Origin of the sequence: Flavobacterium sp. (genome assembly GCF_035195345.1) — a bacterium.
Taxonomy (GTDB): Bacteria; Bacteroidota; Bacteroidia; order Flavobacteriales; family Flavobacteriaceae; genus Flavobacterium.
Window position 1 is genome coordinate 1,643,416 of the sequence record NZ_CP136574.1, and the last position, 17,778, is coordinate 1,661,193.

General features: G+C 32.5%; 15 protein-coding genes. 11 read left to right on the forward strand and 4 right to left on the reverse strand.

What is annotated here, in order from left to right; genetic code table 11:
- Positions 1-113: 113 nt before the first annotated feature.
- Positions 114-2,183 (reverse strand): M13 family metallopeptidase, encoded by a 2,070-nt coding sequence (locus RSE15_RS07960; RefSeq protein WP_324067313.1) that lies wholly within the window; start codon positions 2,181-2,183, stop codon positions 114-116.
- Positions 2,184-2,185: 2 nt separating this feature from the next.
- Positions 2,186-5,569 carry a VPS10 domain-containing protein gene (locus tag RSE15_RS07965; protein WP_324067315.1) on the reverse strand — a complete coding sequence of 1,128 codons (3,384 nt, stop codon included), beginning with the start codon at positions 5,567-5,569 and terminating at the stop codon, positions 2,186-2,188.
- A 131-nt stretch (positions 5,570-5,700) separates the two neighbouring features.
- Between RSE15_RS07965 and RSE15_RS07970 the strand changes: the two genes are divergently transcribed.
- The 5 genes from RSE15_RS07970 to RSE15_RS07990 all read left to right on the forward strand — a co-directional run bounded on the left by RSE15_RS07970 (position 5,701) and on the right by RSE15_RS07990 (position 11,492).
- Positions 5,701-6,399, forward strand: a complete 699-nt coding sequence (locus RSE15_RS07970) for an SCO family protein (RefSeq protein WP_324067317.1) — start codon at positions 5,701-5,703, stop codon at positions 6,397-6,399.
- Positions 6,400-6,480: 81 nt separating this feature from the next.
- On the forward strand, positions 6,481-6,711 hold the full coding sequence (locus tag RSE15_RS07975) for a FeoA family protein (RefSeq protein WP_324067319.1): 231 nt from the start codon (positions 6,481-6,483) through the stop codon (positions 6,709-6,711).
- Positions 6,712-8,814, forward strand: coding sequence for a ferrous iron transport protein B (gene feoB / locus RSE15_RS07980; RefSeq protein ID WP_324067321.1), 2,103 nt, complete (start codon positions 6,712-6,714; stop codon positions 8,812-8,814).
- 253 nt (positions 8,815-9,067) lie between these two features.
- Positions 9,068-11,293 (forward strand): TonB-dependent receptor family protein, encoded by a 2,226-nt coding sequence (locus tag RSE15_RS07985; protein WP_324067322.1) that lies wholly within the window; start codon positions 9,068-9,070, stop codon positions 11,291-11,293.
- 70 nt (positions 11,294-11,363) lie between these two features.
- Positions 11,364-11,492, forward strand: coding sequence for a FeoB-associated Cys-rich membrane protein (locus RSE15_RS07990; protein WP_324067323.1), 129 nt, complete (start codon positions 11,364-11,366; stop codon positions 11,490-11,492).
- Here RSE15_RS07990 and RSE15_RS07995 read toward each other — a convergent pair.
- Positions 11,489-12,307, reverse strand: coding sequence for a ZIP family metal transporter (locus RSE15_RS07995; RefSeq protein ID WP_324067325.1), 819 nt, complete (start codon positions 12,305-12,307; stop codon positions 11,489-11,491). The two genes, RSE15_RS07990 and RSE15_RS07995, sit on opposite strands and share 4 nt — an antisense overlap.
- Before the next feature lie 2 nt (positions 12,308-12,309).
- A complete protein-coding gene (locus RSE15_RS08000; protein WP_324067327.1) occupies positions 12,310-12,957 on the reverse strand; it encodes a metal-dependent transcriptional regulator in 648 nt (215 codons plus the stop codon).
- A gap of 81 nt (positions 12,958-13,038) precedes the next feature.
- Between RSE15_RS08000 and RSE15_RS08005 the strand changes: the two genes are divergently transcribed.
- The 6 genes from RSE15_RS08005 (at position 13,039) to RSE15_RS08030 (ending at position 17,742) form a co-directional block, all read left to right on the forward strand.
- Positions 13,039-13,776 carry a transporter gene (locus RSE15_RS08005; protein WP_324067329.1) on the forward strand — a complete coding sequence of 246 codons (738 nt, stop codon included), beginning with the start codon at positions 13,039-13,041 and terminating at the stop codon, positions 13,774-13,776.
- A 1-nt stretch (position 13,777) separates the two neighbouring features.
- A complete protein-coding gene (locus RSE15_RS08010) occupies positions 13,778-14,953 on the forward strand; it encodes a lycopene cyclase family protein (protein WP_324067332.1) in 1,176 nt (391 codons plus the stop codon).
- A gap of 101 nt (positions 14,954-15,054) precedes the next feature.
- Positions 15,055-15,465, forward strand: coding sequence for a BrxA/BrxB family bacilliredoxin (locus RSE15_RS08015; protein WP_324067334.1), 411 nt, complete (start codon positions 15,055-15,057; stop codon positions 15,463-15,465).
- Positions 15,466-15,520: 55 nt separating this feature from the next.
- On the forward strand, positions 15,521-15,907 hold the full coding sequence (locus RSE15_RS08020) for a hypothetical protein (protein ID WP_324067336.1): 387 nt from the start codon (positions 15,521-15,523) through the stop codon (positions 15,905-15,907).
- A gap of 98 nt (positions 15,908-16,005) precedes the next feature.
- The gene (locus RSE15_RS08025; RefSeq protein ID WP_324067338.1) at positions 16,006-16,740 is read left to right on the forward strand and encodes a lysophospholipid acyltransferase family protein; all 735 of its coding nucleotides are present in this window, start codon (positions 16,006-16,008) and stop codon (positions 16,738-16,740) included.
- Positions 16,741-16,743: 3 nt separating this feature from the next.
- Complete coding sequence (locus RSE15_RS08030) at positions 16,744-17,742, forward strand: acyl-ACP desaturase (protein ID WP_324067340.1); 999 nt, start codon at positions 16,744-16,746, stop codon at positions 17,740-17,742.
- Positions 17,743-17,778 lie beyond the last annotated feature (36 nt).

Here is a 17,778-nt window from a genome sequence, read left to right on the forward strand (position 1 = left end):
CACAGATTGTAATCCTTCTAATCTTTTAATCCATGGCGATAATCTTTACTATTTTATCAAACAAAAAAATCCCACCTGAAATAGATGGGATTTGATTTAAAATTTGAATTTGATTACCAAATTTTCACGCGTTTCTCAAAAGGCAAATACATACCGTTGTGTGGTAAAATATTGAACGCTTTATAGAACGCTTCCACATTTTGTAACGGCACATAAGCACGATACATTCCTGGTGAATGTGAATCGGTTTTAACTTGATTTTTGATGGCTTCATCTCTCATTTTACTTCTCCAAATAGTTGCCCAAGAAATGAAGAAACGTTGCTCTGGCGTAAATCCGTCGATTAACCCTGGATTTTTGTTTGCTTTCAAATAGATTTGTAATCCATCGTAAGCTGCATTAACTCCACCTAAATCTCCTATATTTTCACCTAAAGTGAATTTTCCATCAACAAAAATTCCTGGTAATGGTTCTAATGCTGAATATTGGTCGGCTAAAGCACTTCCTAATGTTGTGAATTGTTTCAAATCGTCTTCGCTCCACCAATTCACTAAATTTCCATCCGCATTGTATCTAGAACCTGAATCGTCAAAACCATGCGAAATTTCGTGACCAATTACAGCGCCAATTCCGCCATAATTAACTGCTTCATCGGCTCTATAATCATAAAAAGGTGGTTGTAAAATCGCAGCTGGAAAAACAATTTCGTTATTGGTTGGACTAAAATATGCATTTACTGTTTGAGGCGACATTCCCCATTCTTCTTTGTCTACTGGCTTTCCAATTTTTTCCATGTTTTTCTTGTGGCTCCATCTGGCGTACATTCTTGAATTATCAAAATACGTTCCACCTTGTTCTGGAGATTTCATTTCTAATGCAGAATAATCTTTCCATTTATCAGGATATCCAATTTTTACTCGGAATTTATTTAATTTGATTTTTGCGTTTTCCTTAGTAGCTTTTGTCATCCAAGGTAAATTATCGATACGATTATCGAAAGCTTTCATAACGTTAGCAATCATAGCTTGTGCTTTTTCTTTCGCTTCAGGTGGGAATTTTTTAGCTACGTACAATTTACCTAATGCTTCTCCTAATCTTCCATTAACGGTTGCTAAAGCTCTTTCTTCAGCTGGGCGTTGTTTTACAGCTCCTGTTAAGGTTTTTCCATAAAACTCAAAATTTGCATTTTCAATATCAGTTGACAATAACCCTGCTGAACCTCTTAATGCTGTCCATCGCATGTAGGCTTTCCAATCTTCTACTTGGTTGTCTTTTAAAATAGTTTCAACCGTTTGTAAATATTTGGGTTGCGAAACTACTAAAGAATCTACTTTACCCATTCCAACGGTTTGAAAATAAGCATCCCATTTAACGGTTGGTGCTAATTTTTGTAAATCAGCAAAAGACATTGGATTGTATGTATTTCTTCTGTCTCTTCTTTGAACACGGTCTAAAGTTGCGGTTGACATTTTAGTCTCTAAAGCTAGAATTTTCTTTGCATTAACGTTAGCAACATCTTCAGATTCACCAATGAATTTTAACATTCTTGCTATGTGAGTCAGGTATTTTTCGCGTTTTTCTTTGTTGTCAGGCGCATCAGAAACGTAGTAATCTCTATCAGGTAAACCAAGGCTTCCGGTTCCAACATAGATTACGTTTTTGTTACTATTTTTAGCATCGGCACCAATGTAACTTCCGAAGAAACCTAATCCCATTTCTGGTTCCATTTCGGCCAATAAAGCAACTAGTTCATCTGCGTTTTGAACACTATTAATTTTAGCCAAATAAGGTTTTAAAGGGTCAATTCCTGCTTTATTTCTACTTACCGTGTCTAACACTGTTTTGTACAAATTAATAGCTTTTGCTTGATCTGAATTTGGATCGATAGACTTGTCTTTGATGGCTTCTTTCAAAATAGCCATTACATCGTCATCGGTGTTTTTACGCAATTCATCAAAACTTCCCCAACGGGTTCTATCGGCAGGAATTTCGGTTTTATCTAACCAAGTTCCATTTACATAACGATTGAAATCATCGGCTGGATTTGTAGATTTATCCATATAACCAACATTGATTCCTACGGATTCTTTTTTTGCCGTTGCTTCTTGTGATGACTTACAAGAAAATAATGCTACTGATAAAAAAAGGAAGCCGAAACTACCTTTTAAGATAAATTTATTCATAGTTATTCTTTAATAATTCGTTTAACTGTTGATTGATTATTTGCTGAAATTTTAACGAAGTAAATTCCTTGTGAAATAGAAGATAAATTTATTTGAATTTCAGAATTTGATACTGCAAAATCTTTTTTAGTCCATATCACTTTACCTGTTAAATCATAAACTTGAATTTCTGTTATTTCATTAGCTCCAGAAACTACATTGAAAATTCCGTTTGATGGATTTGGATACAATACAATATTTTGTAAATCAAAACTTTGTCCAGATAACGTTCCATTAATAACAAAATCGTCAATATTAACCCCTAAATCATTTACCGATTGGTCAGAATGGAAAACAATTCTAAAAATTATATTTGTTTCCGAATTTAATGTATTTAAAGGATACGTATAAGTTGATAACGTTGCATTTAATCCTGTCCATTGAGCACCAGGACAATTGTTACAATCTGTACCTGTAGTTGCCGGTGTTCTGTCACTATTGTACCATGTTGGACCCATTTCACCTAATACAGTCCATGAACCACCAAAGTTTGTAGAATATTCTACATAAACAATATCCCAATTCTGTTCAACATCATATTTCATTGCAAAACTAATCTGCGGATTAATGACGTTTGATAAGTTGTAACATTGAGAAACCAAATATGTTTTTATGTTGTCTGGATAATTTCCAGTTAAATTAGTAGCATATACTGTATTTCCTGATGATGTTAAACCACCTGTACGTGTACCTCTTTGCCATTGTGCTCCACTTGTTCCTTCATTATATACAATTAAGGCATTTGAAGGATTAGTAAATGGATTTACAACCCCAACAGTTCCCGCATCGTTTATATAAAAAGAAGTTGTTCCTTGGTTATTGTCTGAATAAGAATCATTCACAATTAATGTTGTTACATCTAATGTATGAACACCTCTTGATAAAACAGTTGTTGGTAAATTAATTTCCGTTGTTACAGCAGAAGCTAATGAGCCATTCCAAACAAAACTTGAAGATGTTCCGTCAATACTATAATTAACAGTTATTGAAAAAATTGTATTTAATCCATTATTTTTAACTTCAACTTTAGGTGTAATAGTGCTTCCACAATTAATGTCTGCTGTTGGATTTTTAATACTCAAAAATTTAACATCATCAGATGGTAATTGAACTGGAATAGCTGTTTGCCAAATTCCTCTTCCATAAGTTGCTGCAATTAATTTTGCATCTTCAAGATTAACCTCTAAATCGGTAACTGAAACATTTGGTAAATTTGCATCAAATGGAGCCCATGCAGCCATAGAATCATCTCTATAATAAACCCCTAAACTTGTGCCAAGATACAGCGGATTATCGGTGTTTCTTCCTTGATGAACAATTATGTTTTTACCAATATTTGGAACTCCATTAGATATATCAACAAATAAAGCTCCACCATCAGTAGATTTTAAAACCTCTCCATTAGCACCTTCAGTTGTTAAATACACAATATTACTATCAGTAGAATGAACAGTAATAGATTCAATGTTATTTGTAGTGAAACTAATCGCAGAAAAATTTACACCTCCATTAACACTTTTATACAATACTGTCCCATTTGCAACATAGATTATATTGTTATTTGATGGATCTACTGTAATTAAATCTATATTTCCAGTTCCTAAAGCATCTACATTATGCTGTACCCATTCACCACTAGTTAATTTATATAAGTTATCAAAACCTGAAAATATTTCTCCAATTGAATTTGAAGTTAATGGAGTTACCCAATTTCCGTTTTGCCCACCTGGTGAATTTACAGAAGAACTTAATCCATTACCTGCAGAATTACTAATATATAATCCACCTCCATTTTGTATAAAACCATAATATAAATTTGAATTTGTAGGGTCTATAGCGGTATCCATACCGTCTGCTCCATAGTAGTTTTTCCATTGACCACCGCTGTAGGCATGACCTCCATTATCTTGTAAACCTCCAACCATTTTGGCTGCTGATTGTTTTGAAACGGCAATTTTATAAAATTGACTAATTTGTACACCTGCAGTTAAATCGGTAAAATTGGCTCCACTATTGTCTGAAACATATATACCACCATCACTACCACAAAACAATTTATTTCCATGAAATCCTAAATAATGTATATCGGCATGGGTATACGATGGTCCACTAGGATTACTCCAACTATTTAATTTTGTTAAAGAAGCTCCGCCATTTGTTGATTGCCATACATTTAAACAACCTGTGTAAATTTCTTCTGCATTTATTGTTGATACAGCTAAAGCTAAATCATACCAAGATTGATTCGACTCAAATACATCGGTAGTTGTATTAGTAGCTGTGAACATAGTACCTCCATCTGTTGATTTATAAATTCCTTGAAAATCTCCTGATGTATCAGCGCTTAAAATGTAAACATAATTAGCATTTGCTGGAGTAACATCTAATAACATACGACCCGAAGTAGTTGGTAATCCTGAAGAAATTTGCGTAAAGGTTGCTCCCGAGTTTGTAGAACGGAAAAACCTAGTATCAGATATAATATATACAGTATTTGGATCACTTGGTTTCAATCGAATACTACCTTGAGAAAAATCTCCTGTTTGCACTCTAGACCATGAAGTTCCGGCATTTATAGATCTAAAAACACCTGAACTAGTAGCGCACCATAAAATTTGATTATTTGTTGGATGAATTAAAATATCTCCCGCTCTAGTAGGCGTTGAAACACCCATATTGCCTGTAGGATTCCATGTTAAACCTCCATCAGTTGATTTGTATACTCCTACTGAGTAAGAATCGCCTGCATCTTTATCGCCTGTTGCAATATAAATTACATTTGAATTAGAATAATCTACAGCTATCCCAGAAACGCCAATTTGAGGTAATTGATCTGTAAGTGGCGTCCAAGTAGCTCCATTATTTGTTGATTTCCAAATTCCACCCGCAGGAGCTCCTAAATAAACAGTATTGGCATTAGACGGGTCAACATGAACAATATTAACACGACCTTGACCTGAAGACCAGGAACCAGTATTTGTATGAGTAAAAGGGCCTATTGGTTCCCAATTGCTAACTGGAAGCGACATTACAACATTTCGGTTGGTTTTAGCTTGATTTTTTTGACGCCAAGCATTCCAAAATTCTTCTGAAGAAATAATAAACCCTTGTTCATTGGTATAATTTCTCCAATGATATTCCCATCGCATAAAAGGTTTATAACCTGAGCCTCTAGCGTTTTTATCTCTTGTTAACCAATATTCATTGAAAGTCTCAACTTGTTCATCAATGGTAAGTTGACCATTTTTAGCCGTATTTTTATTAGCCATCCATGGAGCAGTTGGATTAAATTGTGAAAATCCTAAAAAGGAACACAACAAGCTAATAATAAAGTAATTTTTAGTCATTTATTTAGTAAATTTAGGGTACATACCACAAATATAATGAAGAAAATCAATTAATTAGAATTTTAACAAATGTCTATTTGATATTTTTAGCAAATGTGTTTTGAATTATCATTATTTTTGTAAAAAACTTTATGTTTAAATTTATAGCACCTTATAAAAAATTTTTAATTCTATTTTCAATACTATCTTTAGGAATTTATTTTGGAATTTATAGCTTACTTTCTCCTGAAAAAATGTTGCCGATATATTCCCCAAGAGATATTAATCCGGAATTAGTTGACTCAACGGTGCAACATATAGGTAACGATCATAAAATTGCCGATTTTGCATTTACCAATCAAAACGGAAAATTAATTAGCCAAAAAGATTATGAAAACACTGTTTATGTAGCTGATTTCTTTTTTACTACTTGCCCCACTATTTGTCCTAAAATGACCGATAATATGGTTTGGTTACAAAATCAATTAAAAAAATACCCCAACGTAAAATTGCTATCTTTTTCTGTAACACCTGATATTGATACGCCAGAAGTTTTAAAAAAATATGCACTTGAAAAAGGAGTTGATGATTCGCGTTGGAATTTGGTAACTGGTGACAAAAAAGCCATTTATTATTTAGCTCGAAAATCATATTTAGCCGTAAAAACAGGCAAACCTGAAGAACTATATGACATGGTTCATACCGAAAATTTTATTTTAGTAGACAAGAACAAAAGAATTCGTGGTTTTTATGATGGCACCAATCTTGACAAGCCTACTGAAGACACCAAAACAAAAAACATGGAACAATTACTTGCTGATATCATTTGGTTAGTTGAAAATCAAAAATAATTTGTTATTAAATTGATAATTATCAGGTTTTCTAAATTTATAATTTTTACTTTTGTATTTTAATTCAATCTAAATAAGAAAATGAACACTAATTCGTCAGCTCTTAAAATAGGAGAAACAGCAACTATAACTGCTGTTAATTTAGACGAAATCCCTCTAAAATTATTAGAAATGGGATGCTTACCTGGTAATAAAATTACATTACTTCAAGTAGCTCCTTTAGGTGATCCATTGTATTTTAACGTGAACGATTCTCATGTTGCAATTCGCATAGAAACCGCAAGAGAAATAAGCATTCTAAAGAATATTTAAATGAGTTCAAATCTTATAAAAGTAGCATTAATTGGAAACCCAAATGTGGGCAAAACTTCAGTTTTTAATGAACTTACAGGATTAAATCAACAAGTAGGAAATTATCCTGGAATTACGGTTGAAAAAAAACAAGGCACTTGCAAATTATCCGATTCAATTAAAGCGAAAATTATTGATTTGCCTGGAACTTATAGTTTAAACGCAAGTTCAATTGATGAAAACGTAGTAATTGAATTGCTGCTAAATAAAAACGATGAAGATTTTCCAGATGCTGCCGTAGTAGTTACTGAAGTGGAAAATTTAAAGCGAAATTTACTCCTTTTTACTCAAATTAAAGATTTAGAAATTCCGACCATCTTAGTCATTAACATGGCAGATAGGATGCAACTAAAAGGAATAGAATTAGATATTCCGCTTTTAGAAAAAGAACTAAAAACTAAGATTGCATTAATTAGTTCTCGAAAAAAAATAGGAATCGATGGATTAAAATCATTGATATTAAATTATCAAAATTTATCCACCGAACCTTGCTTAAACGCATCATCAATTGACCCGGATTATTTTAATAATTTAAGAAGAGCTTTTCCTAATCAATTATTATATAAACTTTGGTTAGTTATTACGCAAGATGTTAATTTCTTAAATTTAGAACGAAACGAAATTAAAAGTTCGTTTACTAAATCGCATGCCGATTTAAAACGCTTACAACAAAAAGAAACCATTAAGCGCTATCAGTTTATAAATGATACGCTGAAAATAGGTCAAAAAATTGATGTTTCTAAAGCATCTGATATTCGAGCAAAAATTGACCGCGTTTTAACACATAAAATTTTTGGTTACGTTATTTTCTTCGGAATTTTAATGCTTATTTTTCAGTTTTTGTTTGATTGGAGTAGCATTCCGATGGATTTTATTGATGAAACATTTGCAAATTTTAGTTCACTTGCAAAACATCATTTACCAGCAGGAGAATTTACCAATTTAATTAGTGAAGGATTAATTCCAGGAATTGGTGGTATTGTAATTTTTATTCCACAAATTGCTTTTTTATTCTTGTTTATTTCAGTATTAGAAGAAAGTGGCTACATGAGTCGTGTAGTGTTTTTGATGGATAAAATCATGAGAAAATTTGGTTTGTCTGGAAAAAGCATTGTACCATTAATTTCAGGAACAGCTTGTGCTATTCCAGCTATAATGAGCGCAAGAAACATTGAAAATTGGAAAGAACGTTTAATTACTATTTTGGTTACCCCATTCACCACTTGTTCGGCAAGGTTACCTGTTTATGCCATTTTAATCTCCTTAATTATACCAGAAAAGAGAATTTTTGGATTTTTAAGTTTGCAAGGATTAACCCTTATGGCATTGTATTTATTGGGTTTTGGAATGGCAATTTTTTCTGCTTATTTGCTTAATAAATATTTAAAATTAAGTTGTAAATCCTATTTCGTAGTAGAAATGCCAAGTTATAAAATTCCAATGTTTAAAAATGTTGGGATAAACGTTTTAGAAAAAACCAAAGCGTTTGTTGCAGGAGCTGGGAAAATTATTTTAGCCCTATCGGTAATTTTATGGTATTTAGGTTCGCATGGATTAAGTGACGATTTTAATAACGCAGAAGTGATTATCACTCAACAAAATCAAGACAAAACTATCACTACAGAAGCATTTGAAGACCAAGTCAATTCATATAAATTAGAAAACTCCTATATTGGATATATGGGTAAAGCTATAGAACCTGTGATTCGTCCATTAGGATATGATTGGAAAATAGGAATTGCGGTGGTAAGTTCATTTGCCGCTCGTGAAGTTTTTGTTGGGACATTAGCCACCATTTATAGTGTAGGTAGTCATAGCGAAGAAGAAACTACCATTAAAAACCGAATGGCCGCCGAAGTACATCCAGAAACGGGCATAAAAATATTCAACTTTGCGACAGGAATTTCATTATTATTATTTTATGCCTTTGCAATGCAATGTATTTCTACGTTAGCTATAGTGAAAAAAGAAACCAATTCATGGAAATGGCCAATTATCCAATTGGTTTTTATGAGTGGATTTGCCTACATAACAGCATTTATTGCCTATCAATTGTTGAAATAATTAAGCCATAAACTTAATTATTCATCTTTATTATTCATCTTTATTATTCTAAAAATAAAGAATCTTTAAAAAAAATATTTTGTATAACGACTTCTTATATCATTGTGTAGCTATTTTTATAAAATATTAATTTTTACACAAAAAAAAGCATACAAAATATAATTCTAAAAATAATTCCAAATAAAGTTTATTTATAATTTGTCTAAATAAAATTTAGTGGCTATTTTTGCAGAATAGAATTAATCTAAATAAAATGAAGCGTATTATTGTCCCTTTTGTACTACTGTTTTCAAGCATAATTTTTTCTCAAGAAAAAGAAAACAATACTTCAAAAGATTCCATTAAAAATTTAAAAGAAGTTGTTATTTCTGCTAATCAAATGATTGGTAGTAAATTTGAAGCAGCTAATAAAACAGGTTCGGCTTCTTACATTTCAGCGGCAGATTTACAAAAATTCAACTATACCGATATTAATCGTGTACTTAGAACCGTTACAGGAGTTAATGTTTATGAAGAAGATGGGTTTGGATTAAGACCTAATATCAGTTTAAGAGGAACCTCTCCAGATAGAAGTGCGAAAATCACTTTAATGGAAGACAATTTTTTAATTGCTCCAGCTCCTTATTCAGCTCCAGCTGCCTATTATTTCCCATCAGTTGCTCGTATGAGTGCTGTTGAAATTTTAAAAGGAAGTAGCCAAATTCAGTACGGACCTTTTACTACTGGAGGAACTATAAACTTTGTTTCGGCTCCAATACCAACAAAATTTAATGCTGGATTTTTAACAGATTACGGAAGTTTTAATACGAGTCGTACTTTAGCAAATGTTGGAATTGCAAATAAAACTGTAGGGGCAGTTGTTCAATTTTTAAATTACAATTCGGATGGTTTTAAAGATTTACCAAGTGGTGCCAACACCGGTTTTGACAAAAAAGATGTAATGGCAAAATTTAGAGTACAATCAAAACCAACCAGTAAAATTTATAATGCATTCGATTTTAAAATGGTATATGCAGAAGAAGATGCAAATGAAACCTATTTAGGATTAACAGAAGAAGATTTTAATAATTCTCCTTTTATGCGTTATGTTGGTTCTGAAAAAGACAACATTACTACAAAAAACAATCAGTTTTCAGTAACACATACTTTAAAAACAAGCAATTATTTTAGTGTAACCACAACAGCTTATCGCAACAAATTTGCTAGAAATTGGTATAAACTGAACGATGTAAGATTTGGTGGAACAACTTATGCTATCGATGCAATTTTAGAAGACCCATTAACAAATGTATTAGCTTTTGATTACATTACGGGCGCTCAAAACTCTCCAAATAATGCTTTACGTGTTAGAGCAAACAATAGAGCATATTTAGCTCAAGGCGTTCAAACTAAATTAGATTTTCATTTCTTAACGGGAGATATTTACCATGATTTAGAAGTTGGTGTAAGATACCACAAAGACAGCGAAGATAGATTCCAATGGAATGATAGCTATGCTATGCTTGATGGCTCGATGGTATTAACTACTGCGGGAACACCAGGAACACAAGATAACCGAATTGCTTATGCAAATGCTTTGGCAGCTCACGCACTTTACAAAATAAAATTCAAGGACTTAACAGTAACACCAGGTATCCGTTTTGAAACTATTGATTTATTAAACAAAAACTACGGTACAAATGACGTAGCTAGAACTGGAATTAACTTAATTGAAAACGACAATCATGTGAAAGTATGGTTGCCAGGTGTAGGGATAAACTACAGAATTAATAATGACTTATCCTTCTTTGGAGGAGTTCATAAAGGGTTTGCTCCACCAACAAATACGCCAGGAACAGATGCTGAAAAAAGTATAAATTATGAACTAGGTACTCGTTTTAATTACAACAAATTATCAGCAGAAATTGTAACTTATTTTAATAACTATTCTAATTTATTAGGAAGCGATTTGGCCGCAAGTGGAGGTTCTGGAACATTAGATCAATTTAATGCCGGTGAAGCGCATGTTAAAGGAATTGAGTTATTATTAAACTATCAAGTTTTAAAAGAAGAGAGTAAATTTAAACTACCAATCTCTTTTGGATATACCCTAACCGATACTGAATTTGTTAACGAATTTTCAAGTTCGGACGGAGCTTGGGGAACCATTGAAAAAGGCGATGAAATTCCATACATTTCAAAACACCAATTTAATGCTTCAATTGCATTAGAACACGCAAAATTTGAATTGATTTTAGGCGCTAGATATAGTGGCGAATATAGAACAGTGGCAGGTCAAGGTTCAATTCCAAACGAAAACTCAGTACCAAGTAACACTGTAGTGGATTTTGGTTCAAAATACAAATTCAACAAACATTTTAGTGTAACTGGAAACATCAATAACCTTTTCGATACCACGTATTTAGTTTCAAGAGTTCCAGCAGGTTTGCGACCAGGAATGCCTTTTAGTGCTTCAATTGGTTTAGCGGCACAATTTTAATAATGAAAGTTTAAAGTTAATAAAAAAGCAATCTCATTATAATTGAGATTGCTTTTCTTATTTTTGCAGTATGGATATTCAACAAATCTTAGTTTACATTTCTTTAGCCATTGCTGTTGGTTTCTTGGTTAAGAAATTCTTTTGGAAAAAACGTCCAAAAAAATCAAAACCATGTGGCGATGATTGTGCTTGTCATTAACCTAAAGCAACATCCAAAACCATCATTACAATAAATCCGCCAATAAATCCTAAGGTGGCAATATCGGTATTTTTATCTTGTTGGGTTTCTGGGATTACTTCTTCAACCACTACAAATATCATTGCTCCAGCTGCAAAAGCCAACGCATAAGGCAAAATCGGGGTAAAAAAAGTAACCGCAACTGCACCAATTACTCCAAAAATAGGTTCTACAATGGCTGACGATTGTCCGTACATGAAACTTTTTGTTCTGCTCATTCCCATTCTTCGTAACGGCATAGAAACGGCAATTCCTTCAGGGAAATTTTGAATTCCAATTCCAATAGCCAAGGTAACCGCTCCAGCAATTGAAGCTTCTGGAATTCCCGCTGCAACACCACCAAACAAAACACCAACCGCTAATCCTTCTGGAATATTGTGCAACGTAATAGCTAAAACTAAAAGTGTTGTGCGTTGCCATGGCGATTTTATTCCTTCGGTTTCTTTAAAATTAATGTGCATGTGAGGCAACACTTTATCCAATCCGAAAATAAAAATCGCACCTAATAAAAATCCAACTGCAGCTGGAATTACTTTTATAAACCCATCGCCTTCACTCATTTCAATAGCGGGTGCTAACAAACTCCAAAAACTTGCCGCAACCATTACGCCTCCTGTAAAACCAAGCATTCCGTCTAGAACAACGCGGTTCATTGTCTTAAAAAAGAACACAAACGAAGCGCCAAAAGCGGTTAAACCCCAAGTAAATGTAGTCGCTAAAAAAGCTGCCAGAATTGGGTCGATACTTTCAAAAAAATTAATTACTGATTGGAACATAATTATTGTACGTATAAATTAGTTGCTATTTTATTTGATAACATTATTTTTTTTCCATCAATTAAAATGGATAACGTTTTATCGTATTCTTCTTTTTCAATTATTCTTATAACCGATCCTAATGCGATTTTTTGCTTATCTAAATATTGTAAAAATTCTGCCGAGGAATCTTTAACTCCAACACAATGATATTCTACATTACTTTCTGCCTCAGACAATAAATGTTTATCCATTTTTTTTATAATTCCATTTTCATCTGGTATTGGATCGCCATGAGGATCGAAAGAAGGAAAACCTAAAAAATCATCTAATCTATTAATTAACTTTTCCGACTTAATATGTTCTAACTCTTCAGCAATTTCGTGGACTTCATCCCATGAAAAACCTAATTTATCCACCAAAAAAACTTCCCATAATCGGTGTTTTCTAACTATCATTTTTGCCGAATGAAATCCTTTTTCAGTTAAGGTAACTCCCTGATATTTCTGGTAACTTACAAGATCTTTATCAGAAAGCTTCTTCATCATATCGGTAACTGATGACGCTTTAGTATCTAACATTCCAGCAATAGCATTCGTATTGACACCCTTTGGAGAAACCAACGACAAATGATAAATAACTTTTATATAATTTTCTTCAGAAATGGTCATAAACAATTTATTTACACAAATATATATACTTTTTTTAGATTACTATATATTTTATTTTTAGTTTTGTCTAAATTTAATTTTATGATAAAGAAATGCCTGTGCTTTGCAATATTAATTTCAAACTTTATACAAGCTCAAGAATCCATTCAAACAGATAGACCTGATCAAACTGAAACACCTGCAATTGTTCCAAAAAACATGCTGCAAATTGAAACTGGATTTAATTATCAAAAAGAAAATAATAATGTTTCTAGTTCAAATCTGCCAACTATACTTATAAAATATGGTGTAAATGATATTCTAGAAATAAGATTAATAACAGGATTTGATAATCAAAAAAATAAGAACACAATTCAATCAGGATTTCCTTCAACACTTATAGGATTTAAAACGAAACTAGCAGAGGAGAAAGGTTTACTGCCAAAAACTTCTTTTATAGCTCATATTGGCTTACCTAATGTTGCTTCAACTCATTTTAAAACAAATACAAATGCACCACAATTTAGATTTACAATGCAACACACACTAACTAGAAAAATAAACATTGGATATAATTTAGGGGCTGAATGGGATGGAATGTTACCAAACCCAACTTACTTATATACTATTTCTTCGGGATTTACTATTTCAGAAAAGATGGGCTCATATATAGAACTATTTGGATTTGCGCCAGAAAATCAAAAAGCACATCACAGTGTAGATGGTGGATTTACTTATTTGATAAGCAATAATTTTATGTTAGATTTGTCTTCGGGTGTTGGAATTACAAAAAACGCCCCAAAATATTATTTATCTTTAGGTTTTTCATTTCGTATCTAACATGCAACACTATCATTACATTTTCACAGGTTCAGGATTATCGGCTTTGATGACTGTTTATGAAATGCTTTTATCCGGAAAGTTTAATGACAAATCTATTTTGCTAATTGATGAGAATACAAAAAAAACAAATGATAGAACTTGGTGCTTTTGGGACGAAAACGACACCCCGCCCAAAGGGCACCCCTCTAAAAGAGGGGAATTATTCAGAGAAATTGTTTCAAAAAAATGGAATCAAGCTGTTTTTGCGAATGAAAAATTTAATCGCGTTTTAGAATTAACGCCGTATCAATACAAAAAAATTAATGGTTTAGATTTTTACGAATTAGTTTTCAAGAAAATTTCCGAATATAAAAACATCCATTTTCTAAATCAAAAAGTTGTTGATTTTACAGAATTAGGGAATCATTGCATCGTAAAAACCAGAGAAGAAACTTTCACTTGTAACAAAATTTTTAATTCAATTTACAATCCTGAAATTGTTACTGCGCAAAATAAATTTCCTTTGATTCAGCAACATTTTGTAGGTTGGTTTATCAAAAGTAAAGAAGCTGTTTTCACTCCAAATTGTGCTACTTTTATGGATTTTTCGGTGGAACAAAAAGGCAATACGCGTTTCATATATGTTTTACCAACATCGGAAAATGAAGCGTTGTTAGAATATACGTTGTTTTCAAAAGACTTACTTTCAAAAGAGGAATATGAATCTGAAATTCTGAAATATATTGAAAATCTCGGAATAACCGAATACGAAATCCTAGAAAAAGAACAAGGCAATATTCCAATGACGTGTTATCCTTTTTGGAAACACAATACTAAGAACATCATCAATATTGGTTCAGCTGGTGGTTGGACAAAAGCTAGCACAGGTTATACTTTTAAAAGCGCATCCAAAAAATCAAAGTCATTAGTTCAATTTCTAAAATCTGAATCTGACTTTACGAAATTTCATAAAAAAGATAAATTTTGGTTCTATGATTTATTGTTGTTGGATATTTTAAGTTCTAAAAACGATTTAGGTTCCAAGATATTTTCTTCGATGTTTAGAAGTGGAAATTCAACTGTGATTTTTAAATTTTTAGATGAAGAAACTTCAATCTGGAAAGATTTGCAAGTGATTTGGAAATGTCCGAAAATGATATTTGTGAAAGCGCTCATAGGCCGAATTTTAAAATAGCCGTAAACTATCAAATCATAACAAATCTTTATGAATTGGTATTCCCTATCAAGCAAAAAACTTTGTAGCTTTGCAACTCGTTAACTTATAACATTACAAATATGTATCCAGAAGAAATGGTAAAACCAATGCGTGCTGAATTAACAGAAGCTGGTTTTCAAGAATTATATAGCGCTGAAGCAGTAGAAAATGCTTTAAAAAACGAAGGAACTACGTTAGTAGTCATCAACTCGGTTTGTGGTTGTGCAGCAAGAAACGCACGTCCCGGAGCAAAAATGAGTTTAGATGGTGCAAAAAAACCTTCTCAATTAGTAACCGTTTTCGCAGGAGTTGATAAAGATGCTGTTGATGCAGCGCGTCAACACATGTTCCCTTTTCCTCCATCATCGCCATGTATGGCTTTGTTTAAAGATGGTGAATTAGTTCACATGTTAGAACGTCATCACATTGAAGGTCGACCAGCTGAATTAATTGCTGAAAATTTAAAAGACGCTTACAACGAATTTTGCTAAATAAATTTATACCACGCAACCTTTTCATGATTTTTGAATCTTATTAAAAAAGATTATGAAGATTATAGTTCGAATTTTACTTTTGTCCATTTTATTGCAAAGTTTTCAATGTGATGAAAATGAATCAAATGTTACGGAAATTACACCTGAACAATTGATTGAAAAAAAACAAGAAATTCTTGATTATATCAACAGTTTTCCGTGTACCAATACATCAAATTGTAATTATATTGCATTTGGTGCTAAGCCTTGTGGTGGACCTAGAGAATATTTGGCTTATCCCAGTGCGGTAAATCAAAATACGCTAGAAAATTTAGTAAATGAATATTATGAAATGGATCACCGATACAACCTACAAACGGGAGCAGTTTCTGATTGTATGGTAGTAACTCCTCCTAATAATATTGATTGTTTAAATGGTAACTGTACAATTATTAACTAACAAATATTGCTAAGATACTATGCTGGCATACAATAAAAACCACCAAAACATTGGTGGTTTTTTATTTTAAAGCTTACTTTTGCCCAAATTGGTTTTTTATGGAAAAAATTCTTTCATACCTATTATCGATAATTTATTATATTTTATTCCTATTATGGTTGGTAATTTTCCATCCTATACAATGGATATGTTTCAATGTTTTTGGATACAATGCCCATCGACTAAGTGTGGCTTACCTTAATTGGTTTCTAGTTAGAACTGCTCACGTTATAGGAACTACTTACCACATTAAAGGAATGGAAAACATACCTGAAAACAAACCTTTAATTATTGTTGCCAATCACCAAAGTTTACACGACATCACCACTATTATATGGTTTTTACGAAAAGTACATCCAAAATTTATCAGTAAAATTGAATTAGGAAAAGGAATTCCGAGTGTTTCATATAATTTACGACATGGAGGTTCAGCCTTAATTAACCGAAAAGATCCAAAACAAGCTTTGCCTGAAATTAAAAAAGTAGCTGAATTAGTAAACAATAATAATTACTCCGTAGTGATTTTCCCAGAAGGAACAAGAAGCAAAACGGGAACACCTAAACCTTTCGCTGTGAATGGTTTAAAAATGTTATACAAGTTTGCACCTGATGCTCACTTCTTACCAATTACAATTAATAACTCGTGGAAAATGACTAAATTCGGACAATTTCCATTGGGTCTTGGTGTGAAATTAGATTTTACAATTCACAAACCAATGAAGATTTCAGAACATGCGTTTGAAGAAATTTTTGAATACACTGAAAAAACAATTACTGAACACATCAAAATATAACCCATGTCAATACAAAATGTACGATTAGAGGTGATGCAATTTTTAGAAAAAAAAGTGGATCATTTTGTGGAAGAATTCTTAATTCCAGTTGAAAAAATATGGCAACCTACAGATTTACTTCCTGACTCTTCAAAAGAAAACTTCTTGGAAGAAGTGAAAGAATTACGCGAAATTGCAAAAGATTTACCTTATGATTTCTGGGTTACTTTAGTTGGTGACACCATTACTGAAGAAGCTTTGCCTACTTATGAAACATGGTTAATGGATGTAGAAGGCGTTACTCAAAAAGGAGAAAATGGCGACAATGGTTGGGCAAAATGGTTACGCCAATGGACAGGGGAAGAAAATCGTCACGGAGATGTTTTAAATAAATATCTTTATCTTTCTGGAAGAGTAAATATGCGTGAAGTGGAAATCACAACACACCATTTAATCAACGACGGTTTTGATCCAGGAACCGGAAGAGATCCTTATAAAAACTTTGTTTTTACAAGTTTTCAAGAATTAGCTACTTATGTTTCTCATAATCGTGTAGCATTACTAGCTAAAAAATATGGCGATAAAAAACTACACAAAATGTGTAATTTAATTGCTGGAGACGAAATGCGTCATCACTTAGCCTATAGTGAATTTGTGAAACGTATTTTTGAAGTAGATCCAAGCGAAATGATGTTATCTTTTCAATACATGATGAAGAAAAAAATTACGATGCCTGCACATTTGATTAGAGAATCAGGAGAAAGTATTGGAACTGCTTTTGAAAAATTCTCAGAATCAGCACAGCGTTTAGGTGTTTACACGGCTATGGACTACGTAGATATTCTTCAGAAACTAAATGAAAAATGGGAAATTGAAAAAATATGTAATCTAACTGATGAAGCAGAAAAAGCAAGAGATTACCTATTGAAATTACCTTCACGAATGGCAAAAATTTCAGAAAGATTGGTGGTTCCTGCGGAAGGGCAACTTTTTAAATGGGTGGAACCTGCTTTAGCTCGATAAAAATATTCGAATATTAAAAAATCTAAATTCCAATTT